14 protein-coding genes are annotated in these 15,408 nt (G+C 66.7%); all 14 read right to left on the reverse strand.

Annotation, left to right across the window (positions count from 1 at the left end; translation table 11 throughout):
* Nucleotides 1-11: 11 nt before the first annotated feature.
* The gene (locus ACFYWI_RS11315) at nt 12-635 is read right to left on the reverse strand and encodes a DUF2064 domain-containing protein (protein WP_389228849.1); all 624 of its coding nucleotides are present in this window, start codon (nt 633-635) and stop codon (nt 12-14) included.
* Nucleotides 632-1,309 (reverse strand): glycosyltransferase family 2 protein, encoded by a 678-nt coding sequence (locus tag ACFYWI_RS11320; protein WP_389228852.1) that lies wholly within the window; start codon nt 1,307-1,309, stop codon nt 632-634. The genes ACFYWI_RS11315 and ACFYWI_RS11320 overlap by 4 nt, the downstream gene beginning before the upstream one ends.
* The gene (locus tag ACFYWI_RS11325) at nt 1,306-2,364 is read right to left on the reverse strand and encodes an NAD-dependent epimerase/dehydratase family protein (protein WP_389228855.1); all 1,059 of its coding nucleotides are present in this window, start codon (nt 2,362-2,364) and stop codon (nt 1,306-1,308) included. Before ACFYWI_RS11325 ends, ACFYWI_RS11320 begins: the two co-directional genes overlap by 4 nt.
* A 723-nt stretch (nt 2,365-3,087) precedes the next feature.
* Nucleotides 3,088-4,185, reverse strand: coding sequence for an alpha-hydroxy acid oxidase (locus ACFYWI_RS11330; protein ID WP_389228858.1), 1,098 nt, complete (start codon nt 4,183-4,185; stop codon nt 3,088-3,090).
* A 49-nt stretch (nt 4,186-4,234) separates the two neighbouring features.
* Nucleotides 4,235-5,569 carry a PLP-dependent aminotransferase family protein gene (locus ACFYWI_RS11335; RefSeq protein WP_389228861.1) on the reverse strand — a complete coding sequence of 445 codons (1,335 nt, stop codon included), beginning with the start codon at nt 5,567-5,569 and terminating at the stop codon, nt 4,235-4,237.
* A 3-nt stretch (nt 5,570-5,572) separates the two neighbouring features.
* Complete coding sequence (locus ACFYWI_RS11340) at nt 5,573-6,484, reverse strand: prephenate dehydrogenase (RefSeq protein ID WP_389228864.1); 912 nt, start codon at nt 6,482-6,484, stop codon at nt 5,573-5,575.
* Nucleotides 6,484-7,401: a phytanoyl-CoA dioxygenase family protein gene (locus ACFYWI_RS11345; RefSeq protein WP_389228867.1), complete on the reverse strand. Its 918-nt coding sequence runs from the start codon at nt 7,399-7,401 to the stop codon at nt 6,484-6,486. The genes ACFYWI_RS11340 and ACFYWI_RS11345 overlap by 1 nt, the downstream gene beginning before the upstream one ends.
* Before the next feature lie 52 nt (nt 7,402-7,453).
* Nucleotides 7,454-8,518, reverse strand: a complete 1,065-nt coding sequence (gene hppD, locus ACFYWI_RS11350; RefSeq protein ID WP_389228870.1) for a 4-hydroxyphenylpyruvate dioxygenase — start codon at nt 8,516-8,518, stop codon at nt 7,454-7,456.
* A gap of 48 nt (nt 8,519-8,566) precedes the next feature.
* Nucleotides 8,567-9,085, reverse strand: coding sequence for a flavin reductase family protein (locus tag ACFYWI_RS11355; protein ID WP_389228873.1), 519 nt, complete (start codon nt 9,083-9,085; stop codon nt 8,567-8,569).
* A gap of 66 nt (nt 9,086-9,151) precedes the next feature.
* Nucleotides 9,152-10,396 (reverse strand): MFS transporter, encoded by a 1,245-nt coding sequence (locus tag ACFYWI_RS11360; protein ID WP_389228876.1) that lies wholly within the window; start codon nt 10,394-10,396, stop codon nt 9,152-9,154.
* Between the two features lie 52 nt (nt 10,397-10,448).
* On the reverse strand, nt 10,449-11,693 hold the full coding sequence (locus tag ACFYWI_RS11365; RefSeq protein ID WP_389228879.1) for an acetyl-CoA carboxylase biotin carboxylase subunit family protein: 1,245 nt from the start codon (nt 11,691-11,693) through the stop codon (nt 10,449-10,451).
* A gap of 3 nt (nt 11,694-11,696) precedes the next feature.
* A complete protein-coding gene (locus ACFYWI_RS11370; protein ID WP_389228882.1) occupies nt 11,697-12,920 on the reverse strand; it encodes an ATP-grasp domain-containing protein in 1,224 nt (407 codons plus the stop codon).
* Entirely contained in the window at nt 12,917-13,975 is a 1,059-nt protein-coding gene (locus tag ACFYWI_RS11375) for an LLM class flavin-dependent oxidoreductase (RefSeq protein WP_389228885.1), read from the reverse strand. Before ACFYWI_RS11375 ends, ACFYWI_RS11370 begins: the two co-directional genes overlap by 4 nt.
* 19 nt (nt 13,976-13,994) lie before the next feature.
* The gene (locus ACFYWI_RS11380; protein ID WP_389228888.1) at nt 13,995-15,239 is read right to left on the reverse strand and encodes an ATP-grasp domain-containing protein; all 1,245 of its coding nucleotides are present in this window, start codon (nt 15,237-15,239) and stop codon (nt 13,995-13,997) included.
* Between the last annotated feature and the right edge of the window lie 169 nt (nt 15,240-15,408).

Here is a 15,408-nt window from a genome sequence, read left to right on the forward strand (position 1 = left end):
GACCGTCGTCGTCATCGAGCCCCCGCCCCGGTCAGCCGCGCCACTGCCGCGGCGAAGCGACGGCCCGGCGTTTCGGCCGCCACCTGACGTGCGTCGTCGGGTGTGTCGACGTCCCGCAGCTGGGGAAGATCGCGCACCGTCAGGCCCGCATCGATCAGACGCCGCCGTTGGACGGCCCCGGTCTCCGGCACGGACATGGGCACACCCAACAACAGCCCCGGATCGGGCTCGGCCAGGCCCAGCGCCCAGAAGCCACCATCCTCAGCGGGCCCGATCACGGCCCCGCTCCTGGTGAGTTCCAGCCCTTGGGCGAGCAGTGCGGGTGTCACCTGCGGGGTGTCCATGCCGATCAGCAGGGCGGGTCCCGAGCAGGCCGCGAACGCGGCGGCCAGCCGCTCGTCCAGCCCACCAGCGACCTGCGGTACGACGTCGATCCCGGCCGGCAGCCAGGCGCCCGGCACTCCGTCGAGCACCAGTACGTGCCTCGCCGCAGCGGTGGCCTGCACCGCCTCCAGAGTGTCGGCCAGTGCCGCCTCGGCCAGCGCGGCGGCTTGTTGGGGCGTGTACCGGGGGGTGAGCCGCGTCTTGACCCGTCCCGGCACGGGTTCCTTCGCGATGACGAGCAGCGTGGTCATGCTGTCTCCTTCAAGGGCGTTTTCGCCAGCACCGCCCGCATGTCGTGGACCGTCTGCCACGTGCCCCGCCAGGTCCCGGTCACCTTCGACCTGCCGGTCCTGGGCAGATAGGGCACGTCCAGCTCGGTCACCCGCCAGCCCGCGTCAGCTGCCCGGACGACCATCTGCAGCGGATAGCCGCTGCGCCGGTCCGTGAGGCCGAGGCCCAGCAGGTCCTTGCGGCGCGCCGCCCGCATCGGGCCGAGGTCCCGGAGCGACAGCCCGGTGCGGCGGCGCAGCATGCGCGCCAGCACCAGATTTCCGGCGCGGGCATGCAGAGGCCATGCACCCGGTGCCTGTGGCCGTCGCCGGCCCAGGACCAGGTCCGTCTCACCGTCCGCGACCCGTCGTACGAGGTCCGGCAGCAGCCCGGGGTCCAGCGAGGCGTCGCAGTCGCAGAAACAGACGTACTCCGCATCGCCGGCCAGCAGGCCCGCGTGGCAGGCCGCGCCGAAACCGCGGCGCGGTTCGTGCACCACCGTCGCGCCCAGCGACCGTGCAAGGTCAGCGGACCCGTCGGTCGAACCGTTGTCGACGACAACCGCCCTCCACCCGGCCGGAATCCGTTCCAGGACCCAGGGGAGCGCCTCCGCCTCGTCCAGACACGGCAGGATCACATCCACCGTCACGCTCACGCGTCCGCACCTCTCAGTCCCGCCGTCGCGAACTCCGCCATGCCCGCCGTGAAGTCGACCACCGGCTTCCAGCTCAGCTCGGCCTTCAGGCGGCGCGAGTCGGCGGTGATGTGGCGTACGTCGCCGAGCCGGAACTCCCCTGTCACCACCGGTGCCGGACCGCCGTGCGCAGAAGCCAGCTCGGCCGCCATGTCCCCCACCGTGTGCGGTGTTCCGCTGCCCGTGTTGTACGCCGTCAGCACGCCGGGCTCGCGGCCGCCCACCGCCTCCAGCGCCAGCACATTGGCGCCCGCGACATCCCGTACATGCACGAAGTCCCGCCGCTGGCGCCCGTCCTCGAAGACGCGTGGCGCCTCGCCGCGCTCCAGCGCCGAGCGGAAGAATGACGCCACGCCCGCGTACGGGGTGTCGCGCGGCATCCCCGGTCCGTACACGTTGTGGTAGCGCAGAGCCACGGCCCTGCCGCCCGTGGACCGAGCCCAGGCCGCCGCGAGATGTTCCTGGGCGAGCTTGGTCGTCGCGTACACATTGCGCGGATCGGCGGGGGCGTCCTCCTCCACCAGCCCGGGAGCCAGTTCATGCCCGCAGACGGGGCACTCGGGCTCGAACCGGCCCGCCTCGAGCGCCGCGACCGGCCGCGGGCCGGGCCGGACCCGGCCGTGGACCGGACAGTCGTAGCGGCCTTCGCCGTACACGACCATCGACGAGGCCAGCACCAGATCGCGGACCCCGGCCTCCGCCATGGCCGCGAGCAGTACCGCCGTGCCCAGGTCATTGCAGGAGACGTACTTGGGTGCGTCGGCAAAGTCCTTGCCGAGGCCGACCATCGCCGCCTGATGGCACACCGCGTCCACGCCGTGCAGCGCCCGTGCAAGGAGCTCGCGGTCCCTGATGTCCCCGTGGACCCAGTCGGCATCGGCCGCCATCAGCGGGGAAACGGGATGGACCGAGGGGAGCAGGGCATCAAGGACGATCGGATCGTGGCCGCGCGCGACAAGGGCGGCCACGACCTGCGCACCGATGAAGCCCGCGCCCCCAGTAAGGAGTACTCGCATGTCACCGACGCTACGGCGCGGATCACGATCCGCCCCTGACCCGCGCCGGGCCGTCACAGGTCCGTAAGGACTGCCTGCCGGACATGCCGACCGGCTCTTCGCTCATGGTCGCTCTCGCCGCCCAGGGCGCGTTGAGCCGGGTCCCGCAAGGAGTCGCACCAGGTGATCGATCCGGCGTCGATGTACCCCGGTCACCCAGGGGGCAGCGCGGGCCGGAGTCCCGAAGCGGTGCCGGAAATGATGCGGAAGGCGTTCAGGACCGCGGAGCGAGCGCCTGTGGGCCGTCTTCGTGGCCGTCTCCCGGAACATCGAAGTCGCAATCCCACAGCGCCAGCGCCGCTCCGCCGTTGCAGTTCGACACGGTGCGTGCGGACGCGCCGTCACCCTCCCAGATCGCACGCGGTGCGGAGGTGCCGGCGACGGCCCGCCGTCCGGTCGTGCCGGCGGGGCATGGTGCCGCCAGGGCGGGAGCCTCAGCAGCTCTGGTCCGCTTCACCGAGCGCCGTGAGTTCGCCGGTGCACGGCCCGCTCGACGGCCATGGACCCGGTGCGGCAGGCGCGCCTGAGCAGCCGCAGCGGTCGGCGGCCCGGGGCACCAGTGGCACCAGTGGCACCAACGCTGGAACGCGCTGCGCGGCTGCCGGTGCGGCTGCGAGGCGCCCCGCGTGCCCTTCACGCGCGTCCGGCACGACGCGTACGTGGCCCGGCAGGCCCTGGCGGGCATCAGCGTGGAAAGAGATGGCCACACATAGGATATGAGACTCCAGACCGCCCGAAATCGGCTACGGTCGGCGAGCCCATCAAGGCCATAACCTCCTCAAGCTCGTCGATGAGCAGTCGCAAGACCCCTGCAACCCCCTCGGCGCCAGAATGAGAAAGACCCCACAGAGCCGGACGCCCGATCATTACCGCGTCCGCACCCATGCACAGGGCCTTGGCTATGTCGGCACCATGCCGGATCGACCCGTCGAGAATTACCTGGCATCTTCCGTCCACGGCATCCACAATCTCCGTAAGACACTCCGGAGCACTCCTGGAGAAATCAAGCTGCCGACCACCATGGTTGGAGACGATCAGTCCTGAAATACCATTCTTGACAGCTAGCGCGGCATCCTCTCCTGTAAGCACGCCCTTCAACACCACCGGCAAGGACGTCACTCCATGCAGCCAGGCGAGGTCCTCCCAGGTTATTGAGGGATCGAACTGCTCCATCGAGTGTCTTGCAATAGCCGATTCCCCGTCCCGGCTCCCGTGGGAAGCAGCCATGACCTCCGGAGACAAGTTGACCGCTCGAATGCCAGGAGGAACTGCGAACCCGTTGACGGCATCCCGCGGGCGAAACGCGACCCTGGGTGCATCGACCGTCAGTACCAACGCGCGGTAGCCGGCGGACTCGGCCCGGCGGATCAGGTCTGTCATCAGCTCACGGCGCTTGAGCCAGTAGAGCTGGAGCCACAAGGGGCCACTCGCCGAAGCAGCGATGTCCTCGAGAGTCCGGCTCGCGAACATGCTGACTGTGAGCAGTGCGCCGACGTCGCCTGCAGCTCGCGCCGTTGCCACCTCGCCCTCAGGGTGGGCGAGCTGATGGTAAGCCATGGGGGCAATGCCCAACGGAGCCGCGAGCTCCGTACCCAGCAGATCAGTGCGGGAGTCGCAGCGGGAGACATCGACGAGACAACGCGGCCGCAACTGAATGCGGTCCAAAGCTTCTCGCCCCGCCGTCAGCATCGACTCGGTGCCGCTGCCGCCTGCAAGGAAGTCCCATACCGGTCCCGGCAACCGCTCCTTGGCCGCTGCCTCGTACGTGTGCAGCGTCAGCACCTCATTTTCTCCGTTCTCCGTACGGTAAACAGGTTTCAGTCACCCGCCACTAGGCGGTTGTGTCGGTGATCTGCGCGGTGATGAAGGCGGCCAACCTCGTAATGCCCTCGGTGATCACTTCCGGGCTCTGAGCACTGCACGAGAGACGCAGCTGGTGGGTGCCACCACCGTCCACATGGAAGTCGCACATCGGGGTCCACAGCACGCCGAAGGCGCGTGCGGAGAGCTCCAGGGCATTGTGGTCGGCGGCGAAGGGGACATTGACGACGACGAAGAAGCCACCGTCCGGACGATTCCAGGAGATGCCGAGCTCGGCCTGGCGTTTCGCGGGGAAGTGCCGCTCCAACTCGTCGAGCAGCGTGTCCATGTTCGTGCGGTAGTAGGCGATGGCCCGGGAGTTCGCCTCGCGGAGTCGGCAGTCGCTCTCGATGAGCATTCCGCCGATGACGGCCTGGCTGACGGCCGAGGTGTTGACCGTGGTCATGCTCTTGATCTTCGACAGCTCGTCTGAGAGCAGAGAGCGCCGGCCGGCCGGACCGATGACCTCCTGGTCGGCGATGACGTAGCCCACACGGGCTCCGGGCAGCGCCGTCTTGGCGAAGGAACCCAGATGCACCACGCGTCGGCAGTGGTCGAGGGCCTTCAGCGTCGGGCGGGCCGATCCGATCCGGACGAAGAACCCATAAGGGTCGTCCTCCAGTATGAGCAGGTCCTCGTCTGCGACCACCTCCAGCAGACGCTCTCGGGCCGCGAGGCTCATGCTCGCTCCTGACGGGTTGGCGAAGTCCGGGACCACATAGAAGGCCCGAGGGCGTTCACCGGCCTCCCTGCCGGCACGGACAGCCGCCAGCACGGCTTCCGGGTCGGGTCCGGTGGGGCCTTCGGGCACGGGGCGCACCCGGATGCCCAGGAGCCGGGCCACACCCGTGATGCCCACGTAGCACGGCGAGCTGACCAGCAGAGTGTCCTCAGGTCGGGCGAAGAGCGCCCGCAGGGTGAGGAGCATGGCCTCCTGGCAACCGGTCGTCACCACGATCGCTGCCGGCGGGACCTGAATTCCCTCGTCGTTCGCGACCGTCCTGGCGATCAGCTCGTGGATGATGCCGTTGGTACGGCCGTACTGGAACAGCTGGGTTCTTACTTGATCACGTGACCAGCCGAGTTCCTTCTCCAAGTACGTGGTGTACATGAGCAGATGACGTGCGAGGTCCTCCGGTTCGAAGTCGCCTTCCGTCGGCCGGCCAGGAGCGAAGGAGATGGCGTCCGGAAAACGGCCGACGACCTCGTTGAGGAAGTTCATCGCATCGAGGACCGGGTCACTGAGCGATCCGTGCAGCTCGGCAAGCGACAGTGCATGCGGGAGCGGCGGAGCAGCTTGAGTCACCGTTCAGACCCCTCTCGGTGCGGTCGCGTAGGCCGTGCTCAAGCTGAGTCCGCCCGTGCTACGTGCGGGGATCCGAGCCCGGCCCTGTACACCGCGGAGCAGGGCCGTCGAGAGCCGGTCCGTAGAGGCACGCCGCTGTTCCGGCTCCCGGGCGGTGCCCAACACCCGCAGGGCGTCGACCACCAGGTGCACGTCGTGTGCGAACTCTGCGAGGACGTCGGCGACGGCCACGGCATTCGAGCCGAGGATGTCGGTCCACAGCTCGACGCTACCTCCGGCGAGGCGGGTCACGTCCTGGAGTCCTTGTCCCGCGAGCCCCAGCTGGGACTGGTCGCCGTGCAGCAGACGTGCCGCAAGCAGGCTCGAAACCAGATGAGGGGTGTGGGAGGTGAGCGCGACCGCCCGGTCGTGCTCCGCATGGGCCATCACGACCGGCCGGGCTCCGCACAACTCGGCCAGCTTCTCCGCGCGCTCGACGGTCTGTGCCCGAGTCTGCGGGGAGGGGGTGAGCACCCAGGGCCGTCCCTGGAACAGGTCGTCCCTCGCCGCCAATGGCCCGGACTGCTCCCGGCCACCCATGGGATGCCCCCCGACGAAGCGAGTCAGGTCGCAGCCGGCCGCGGCCGCCTCCCGCTGGGGCGATTCCTTGACGCTCGCCGCATCCGTGAAGTCATGTGCGAGCTCCTGCAGTTGATGCTCCTTGAGCGCCGCCGCGACGTACTGCGGTGGCACCGCGATGATCGCGAGATCGACCGGTTCACGAGGTCTTCCTGCGATACCGGCCCCGAGATCGGCAGCCATGCGCGCCGCTTCCGGGTTCGTGTCGATCAGATACGTGGTCACGCCCCGGCCCCGAAGGGCCAGGGCGATCGATGTACCGATCAGGCCGGTTCCGACCACTGCGGCACTACGCATCAGTGGTTGCTCCACAGAAGGGGGAGAAACTCGGGGTCGCTGTAGTCCGGAGTGCCTTCGGCGGTGCGTCGAACGAGCACGTCGTGGTTGTAGGAGACCTGGGTGCCGTCCGAGCGGAAGAACTCGCGGTACCGGTTCTCGCCGTCCTGCAGGTGGAACGAGATGGCCCGACGCGGACGGTCACTGACGTTGGCACCGCTGCCGTGATAGGTAAGGCAGTGGTGGAAGTTCACGTGCCCCTTCGGTATGAAGACCGGGATCTTGTGGACTTCGACTCCGTTGAAGGCGGCGTTCTCCTCGAGCATCTTGTCCAGCTCGGTGCGGTCGCGCTCGGCGAAGTGGAGAGAGGTGCTGTCGTTCTCGGACATCTCCTTCCACAGGTGGCTACCGTCGACCATCGTGATGGTGCCCATCTCCTCACTGCAGTCGTGGAAGGGGATGAACGCCGTCAGCATTCGCTCGGAGGTGGAAGTGGCCCAGTAGTGCCGGTCGAAGTGCCAGGGCACGATGTTCGACTGCTCCTGCGCCACCGGCGGCTTGTAGATGAGGGTCGACTGGAACACCCGTATCTGCTCGGCCTGGGCAAGCCGTGCTGCCACAGCACCCAGCAGCGGCTTGCGCAGGATGCGGCCGATGGTGTCGTCCTCGTAGTGGATGTAGTCGTTGTGCCGCTGAACAGGACCGTGCTCCGGCTCCCAGTACGCCAGCTTGGGTGGGCGGACCGGCAGCGTTCGGTCACGATGGCCGGCGTAGAAGCGCTCGCCGGCGGCCTCCAGCTGCTCTGTCTCGTCGTCGGTGAAGAGCTTCTTCGACAGGTACCAGCCGTGCTCGGCGTAGAAGGCGACGTCATCGTCGGACGGGAGGAGGCTGAGTTCCTCGTCGGTCAGGGCGAAAGTCCGGGAGTCTTGAACGGTCATGGTCTTCCTCACAAGTACGTAGGCCGATGGACGAGATGCGCGAGTACCCGGGTCAGGAAGGGGCCTTCTCGCGGGCCACCGCCTCATAGAGCGCCTTGATGTTGCCGCTGCCGAAGGTGCGGGCGCCGTGCCGGTCGATGACCTCCCAGAAGTACGTCTTCCGTACGTGCTGGGACTGGGTGAAGATCTGGAACACCTGGCCCCAGTGGTCCTCGTCGATCAGTACGTTGGTCCGGCGCAGGTCCTCGACCTGGAGATTCAGGCGCGCGAAGCGTTCCTGAAGCTGGTCGTAGTAGGAATTCGGCGTCTGCAGGAACTTGACGCCCCGGTTCTCAAAGGTCTGTACGGTGCCCACGATGTCGTCGCACAGCAGTGCCAGGTGCTGCACGCCGGCGCCGCCGTGGCGGGCCAGGAAGGTGTCGATCTGGCCGGGCTCTCGGTCGGTCACCGGCTCGATCAGCGTGAAGGTCACCTTCCCGGACGGGCTCTGCACCACCTTGGAGTCCATGGCCTGGCTGCCGACCTCGATGAACTCCTCGAAGATCTGGGAGAAGCCGAAGACCTTCTCGTAGAAGGCGACCGTGGGACGGAGCCGGCCCGCGGGCAAGCAGATCGCCGCGTGGTCCACGGTGCTCAGGAGGTGCTCACCCTCGTCGGGATCGGGAGCGATGATGTCCATCACGCCGGGCAGGAACTGCTCGCGGTCTCCCGTCCGCTGGACGAACCGGTGCGCCACGTCCCCGAAGCCCAGGACCGAGGCGGTGACCACCTCGGTGCCGTCCTTGCTGTGGACGACGGGCTGCTCGACCGGGGTGGCACCCCGCTCCACCGCCGTCGCGAACGCCTTGGCCGCGTCGGTGACCTCGAATGCGATGTTGGCGACGCCGTCGCCGTGCTGCGTGACATAGGACGCTGCGGGGTGGGTGGGTCTCAGGGCAGAGGTGAGAACGATCTCGATACCGCCCTGGCGCAGCAGCAGCGAGCGGTGGTCGGCCTGCCCGGTCTCGGGGCCGGCCTGCCCACATATGCGGAAGCCGAACGCGGTGCAGAGGTAGAACGCAGACTGCTGGGCGTCCCCGACGTAGAACTCGACGTGGTCTACGGCTCCGATATCCATGCAATGCCTTTCTGTTTGAATTATCGACAGGCGATAGCCGATGCCCTTTTAAATGGCCGACAATTCTTCTGCGTCGGCATTCTGCAGCGACCAGACGCCGTATTCGCCCCTACGATAAAGCAATGGTTCGCGAGGGAAGACTCCGGTGCCTTCCACCCGGGCGATGAAGAGCCAATGGTCACTCACCTCGATCGCATTCTCAACCCTGCATTCCGCATAGCTCAGGGCGATATCGAGGAGCAGCGGCGCGCCTTCCGCGATGACTGAAGGCTGCCATTTCAAATTCGCGAACTTGTCCGTGGCCTTGCTCGCGAATACCTGTGAGGCTGCCCGCCCGGATGCAGAAAGGAAGTTCACCGCAAATGCCTGCGACGACATGATCGCCGGCAAAGTGCGGGACCCCTTGCCCACGGAGATGAGCAGCATCTGCGTCGCTGCCGACACAGCGCAAACCGCGTTACTGGTGAAACCGAACGGCTCGCCTTCTCCATCCGTTGCCGTGACAATCGCAATCGGGGTCGGGAACGAGCCGAAGAGTTCGCTGAACCGTGCGGAACCCACGTCCATCAAGTTGCTCCTCGGAGCAGCTGGTGTTTCGATTCTGGATAGATCATTGTCATGACTTTATTGTCACTACCCTGCGTTCGCGTCCACGAGAGACAGCTCTCGAGCGGCAATTGCGCGAGCGAAAGCACGTACCGTCAACGGCAGCATGATCGCGCCGAATCCGGTGAGGGCTATCGCCAGTACGGCGACAAGCCGTTGCGGGCCCACGCTGGATCCGAAACCGGCTACGAGAAGACCGGCGATGGGCAGGGCCAGCATGTTGAGCAGATAGAACGGCCCCATCACCTTGCCCAGGTGCTCCTGTGGCAGGACCTTGATCCGTTGCGTTCGATTGAAAACGTTGAAGTACGTCACGCCGAGCATCGCCGCGACGAATGCCGCACCATACAGCAGCATTGAGGAAGCGAACCCAATAAGCAGCAGGCAAACGCAGAGAAGAGCGAGGCCGAAGACTCCGAGCATCCGAACGTCGACGTATCTGAGCAAGAACGGGATCACCAGGAGATTGATGATTCCAAGTACGCCGACGCAGATGTTGAGCAAGGCAAACGTTGATTCGGGGGCGTGGAACACGCCCGTGACAAGTGCGGCATTGGCACTGAGCACCGTGGCGAAGACCAGATTGATCGAGAAGTTGAGGGCGGCCAGCAGGACGAGCGGCCTGCTGCGTCCCAGGAGTGACCAGCCCAGGCCGAGCTCGGCAAGCGTCTCTCGCGCTCCACCGCTGCTGGGCGACCGCAGCCCGCGAGGCAGCGGTAGCCAGCAGGCCGCCGCCGCGAGGAAGATTGCCGAGGCGCCGCCCAGGAGCCAGATCTTGTCGATGAAGGCCACGCCCAGCATGGCCAGGGCGGGGCCGACGGCCATCGCCGACACCTCCATGCTCTGGACCAGGCCCTGAATTTTCGCCAGCTCCGTACCCTTGGCCAGTTGCGGCACCACCTTTTCGACCGACATCCGTACCGGCGCCATCAAGAGGGAAAGCAGCGCCCCGGAGGTCATCAAGATCGGCGTCAGCAAGGAAGGGGCGGCCAGACAACCGACGAGGGCGCCGCCAAGGACGACGGCCCGGCCGGCGGTAACGAAGCGGAACAGCCGTGCGCCGCCGTCCCGATCGGCGAGGAGTCCAGCGAACGGATACGCAAGCAGGGCCGGAAGCCACTCGATTACATAAGCGAATCCGAGAGCAGATACGTCTTTGGTGTCCTGAAAGATAAGCAGAGGCACGGCGAACAAGATCATCTGCTCTGCGACGATTCCGAGGAGAACACCGCAGGCGAAAAGCCTTTGGTGCAGCCGTGATCGCGTGGTCATCAGATTGGGTGCTCCCTCTTGCTCCGCCGGCCGCCGCTCGGCGCGAGACTTGTCACTCAGACACCGGGACCGTTTCGATATGGAAACCGGCGATAATCTTCCGAATGTCTTCTTCCACGGTCGCCTCATCCCCGATCAGGATGAACCGCCCGCTGTGCACCGCGTCATAGCTGCCCCCCGGAAGCAGGACTTCACCTGGGCTCGGTACCAGCTCTCGCCAGATCGTCGCGAAAGCCTCGCGCATAGGGGTCACCGTGACGACCCGTGCCGGTAGCCCTTCCGGTTTCGGGATGATCAGCCAGCCGCCCGACGGATCGCCTGTCTTGGGCGGGAGCGTCACCCGCCCCTCGCAGAGTGCGTCGAGCCAGACCTGGAAAAGATTGACTCCGAAGAGCTTGTCCGTGAGATACGGCACCTCGGCTCCGCCGATGCGGCCTGCGATCTCCAGGAAGACCAGGTCTCCGTCCGGAGTGACGAAGAGTTCAAGGTGGAACGGCATGGAGGTCATTCCCAGAGCCGACATGCACCGCTGCGCGAACTCTTCTATGCGGCTCCGCAACGCGGACGCTTCAACGACGACCGAACCAAGCGGCTGCCCGCCGGCCTCGAAGGACAGGCAGTCATTGATGTAGCGAGACACCGCCATGAACGGGATCTGCGAATCTTCGCCCGCGAACCCGTCCACGTGGTAGATGGTCCCGTCGATGAACTCCTCGAGTTCGTAGTCGCCGGTATCGATCTGCCCCAGCAGCGTCGTGAGCGTGCCTTCGTCGTCGACGCGGTGCACTCCCATGCTCGCCGCCCCGGACACCGGCTTGAGTATCAGCGGGAACCCGGTCGTCCGAGCGAACGTCACCGCGGACTCCGCAGTTTCACAGGAAGCGAAGAGAGGCACGCGTATGCCGGCCTCCGCAACCAACTCCTTCATCCTCAGCTTGTTGCGGTAGACCGCCACATCCTCAGGGCGCGGGCCGGGGATGCCAAGTGCCTCGCGGACCTCAGCCGCTATGCCGAGCGTGAATTCGGACACGGCGATGAGCTGATCGACCGGGCCTACCTGATCCGCGATCTCCCGAACCGCTCCGCAGAGCGCCTCGAAGTCGTTGACATCTCCGATCTCGACGAGTCCGGCGATCTGCGAGGGATCCGCGAGGACGCCGGTGGCGCCGACCGGGTCGACCACGTAACTGACGCGATGCCGCTCATGGTCGATGAGCTCCTCGAAGCGGCCGAGCGAAAAGTCCCAGCGGTGCCCGTCACGGAACCTCGGCCAGCGATTGACGACAACAATGTGCATGGGTTACTCCTCAGCCGCCACGGGAACCGTCTTGATCGAAAGGGTTCGCCGGGTGAACTCGATTGCTTCTTCGAGGTCCTCGGGCGAATCCGCGGCGAGCACCGCGTACGCGGTCCGCTGCAGGGAGGAGGAGGTCCGTCCGACGGTGTCGCCGACCGCCACCTTGAACGCGGCGTCCACGACGGCAGGGTGGTTCCGGACCGCGTCCAGGCCGTCGAGGGCGACCACCTCGCCGGGGTCGGAGACCACGAAGAGGCTGGCCGCGTGCCGCACCGGCCCCTCCGGCGGCGGTGGCAGTTCGGCACCGACGGCGAGCCGCACCACCATCTCGTGCCAGTCGATCCCGTACGTCAGGGAGCACAGCTCCATGATGTAGTCGCCGGGCGTGCGGACCGCGACCTCCATCACCGCAGGCCCTGAACTCGTCATCCGGAACTCCAGATGGACGATTCCGGTACGCATCCCGATGGCCGAGAGGACGGATCGGCCGAGTTCGGCGACGCGCTCGGCGTCCGGCGCCGCCAGGGGCGCTGCGGCCCGATGCTCGAGTTCGACGAAGTTGGGCGCGCCCGTCGTGGTCTTGGCGGTCACGTTCGCGAACCAGATCTCGCCGTCACGAACCAGGGCTTCCCAGCTGTACTCAGGTCCTTCGAGCGCGCTTTCCACCAGCAACGGCCGCTCCGAGGCCCGCCGCAGCGCGGCACTCTCGAAGGCGGCGGCGTCGGCCACCAGCTCGACGCCTTCGCTGCCGGCCGACGACAGCGGCTTCACCACCACAGGGAGGCGAGCGCCGGCCCAGTCCGCCGATTCCGACAGGTCGTTCGTGAGGAGGTACTCGGGCTGGCCGATCCCGTGGGCGCGGAAGCGTCCGCGCTGCAGTGCCTTGTTCCGCGAGATCACGGCAGCCTGGAGTGACGGTCCGGGCAGACCGAACCGGTCCTGAGCCATGGCCGCCCCGAGGACGTGCGACTCGGTGAACCCGAAGATTCCGGTCGGCCGGCTTGCCTCCACGGCAGCGTGGACGGTCTCGGCCCACAGTTCGTCCAGCGAGCCGTACCTGCCCTGGCTGGGCTCGACGGCATCGACCAGATCCTCGATCGCACCGGCCCAGTCGTGCGCCTCGATGGCGCGTACGCGCAGGCCCAGTCGCCGGGCGGCCGCCACGTACGGCCGACCCATGAATCCGACGCCGACGAGCAGAAGCTCCCGGTCACCCTGCTCGCTCATGACGACTGCTCCTCGAGGCGCCGGATCAGGGGGACGACATGAGTGAAGAAGTTCCGCATCTCGTCCCGGGTCGGCCATCCGGAGAAGATGAACTCGCTGATGCCCGCGGCCTTGTAGCTGTGGACGTACTGGGCCACTTCTTCATAGCTGCCGACAATGCACAGCGCCGGACCGCCGCGGTACGCAACGGCACCGGTCCAGATGTAGGGCGACAGCCATTCGTCGGTCGCACCCTCCGCCAGCCGGTAGGAGGACTTCACCGCTTCGGAGTCGGTCGTGTTCACCCACTGACGGATCCACGCCTCGTGGTCCTCATCCGGATTGCGCATGAGGTGGGCGAGCTCCGCCACCGCCTCTTCGCGAGTGGCCCGGGCCAGCACGTGCATGCGGGTGCCCACCCGGCGCCCGCCTTCGATGAGCGGCCGGCTCGCCTGAGCGATCCCCTCAGGGGTGTCTCCGTAACGCAGCCAGCAGTCACCGGAGGCCAGCGCCGTCTGCTGTGCCACGGCGGACGCTCCGCTGATGTAGATCTCGGGCCTTCCGCCGCCCTTGTGGCCGAGTCCCAGCGCCGCGTCCTTGACGGTGTAGTGCTGCCCGTCGTAGCTCAGCGGCGACTCGCCTTCCCAGAGACCCCGAATGACCTCAAGGAACTCGTTGCACCGCGCGTACCTCTCGTCATGGCTGAGGAAATCGCCATAACCGGCCTGCTCCGCCGGCGAGATTCCGGAAACGATGTTGAGGGAGATACGCCCGTCCGTCATCCAGGACAGGGTGTTGACGACCTGCGCGAAGAGGGTCGGCGACATCAGGCCCGGTCGGTAGGCGAGCATGAACTTCACGCGTTCCGTCACCTGCGAGAGAGCACCGAGCACCGGGAGCGGATCGGGCAGGTAGTTGGATATCCCGAACAGCAGGCTGTCGACGCCGAGTTCTTCGGCCTCCTGGACGAAGTCGATGACTTCACCCATGTCGAGCGCGCCGATCTTGTACGTATCCGTCGGCGTCGCCTGCCCCGTGTCGGGGGGCGAGCACCAGTGAAAGCGCAGAGCGTCCATATTGGTTTTCCCTTCCATGTCAGGCGCCGAGCACGCGCACGCGGTCACCGATCTCGGACCAGCGTTCGTGGGCCTCTTCAGGGGAATCCGCTGTGAAGACGACGGCGGCGATCCGGCAGCTGTAGTCCGCTTCATCCGTCTTGATCCCGGCGCCCGGTTCAATGAGGACCGGGCTCGCCACCACCCACGGCTCGGCCGTCAGTTCGTCCCAGCCGTCGAGCCGCGCGTACGAACCCGCTCCGCCCGCTGTCAGAAAGCGAATCCCGGCCGCCTTGGCGACAGGTTCCCGGTGTGCCCCCGCACTCACGGGATCAGAGCCGGTGATATCCGCGAGGACTCTTCCCGGCAGCACCAGGCCGGTGGCCATCTCCATGAGGTCGGTGATCTTGTCACCGGGCAGGCGCGCGGCGATCTCCATGAGGACCGGGCGGCCATCGCTGAGTCGCAGCTCGCAGTGGAACGGCCCTGTCGTGATCCCGACTGCCTTGACGACGTCCGAAGCGTACGACGCCAGGTCATGACGGATGGGTTCGTCGAGCGGGGCCGGCGTGAGATGCCCGAGCTCCAGGAATCGCGGCTCGGGGCCGAGCAGCTTTCGCGTCACTGCCACGACGACCACTTCGCCGTCGCGCACATAACCGTCGGCGCTGTACTCCGTACCGGGCACGTACTGCTCGAGGATCGCGTCGGTCGTCAGTGCCCGGTCGAACTCGAGTCCTTCTTCGGCGTGCATCGCGGCCACCGCCGCGCGTACCTCTTCCGGGGTGTCGACGCGCGACACATGGACGCTACCGCCGGAATCGACCGGCTTGATGACGGCGGGGAAGCCCACGTACGCACACGCTTCTTCGATGTCCGTCAGATCGCGGACCACGGTGAACTTCGGCACCTCCAGGCCGGCCGCGGCCACCGCCTCGCGCATTCTCGCCTTGTGCCGGACCTGGACAACGGCAGCGGGGGTCAGGCCGGGAAGACCGAGCCGGGCGGACAACTGTGCCGCGGCCGGCACGTAGTATTCGCCGCCGGCGACAACGGCATGAATGGCGTTCCGCTGGTGAGCCTCAACGACAGCCGCCTCCAGGGCAGCGTTGTCATTGGTGTCCACCGTGATGATCTCTGTGGCGAGAGATCGCACGGCTTCGGCGACTCTGCGGCCTTCGCCTTCGAGGGAGGCCACCAGGACGTCCCAACCGAGAGAACGGGCATGAGCGACATAGGCGTTCGCGGAGAACGCCGGCTGCACCACCAGGACACGATAAGACACAGAAGTTCCTCGAAATCTAGCTCAGAGCTCGGCGATGGTTCGCATGGAGAGAAATCGCGACCAGCTCCCGGAACGGCGAGATTCACCATCGTTCATGGGCACGAGTGAATGACAAATAGGCCGCGAAATGTCGCGCATACCCTCGGTAATCCGTAGAAGCTGACGGGCG

The organism is Streptomyces sp. NPDC002889, from assembly GCF_042888425.1.
GTDB lineage: Bacteria > Actinomycetota > Actinomycetes > Streptomycetales > Streptomycetaceae > Streptomyces.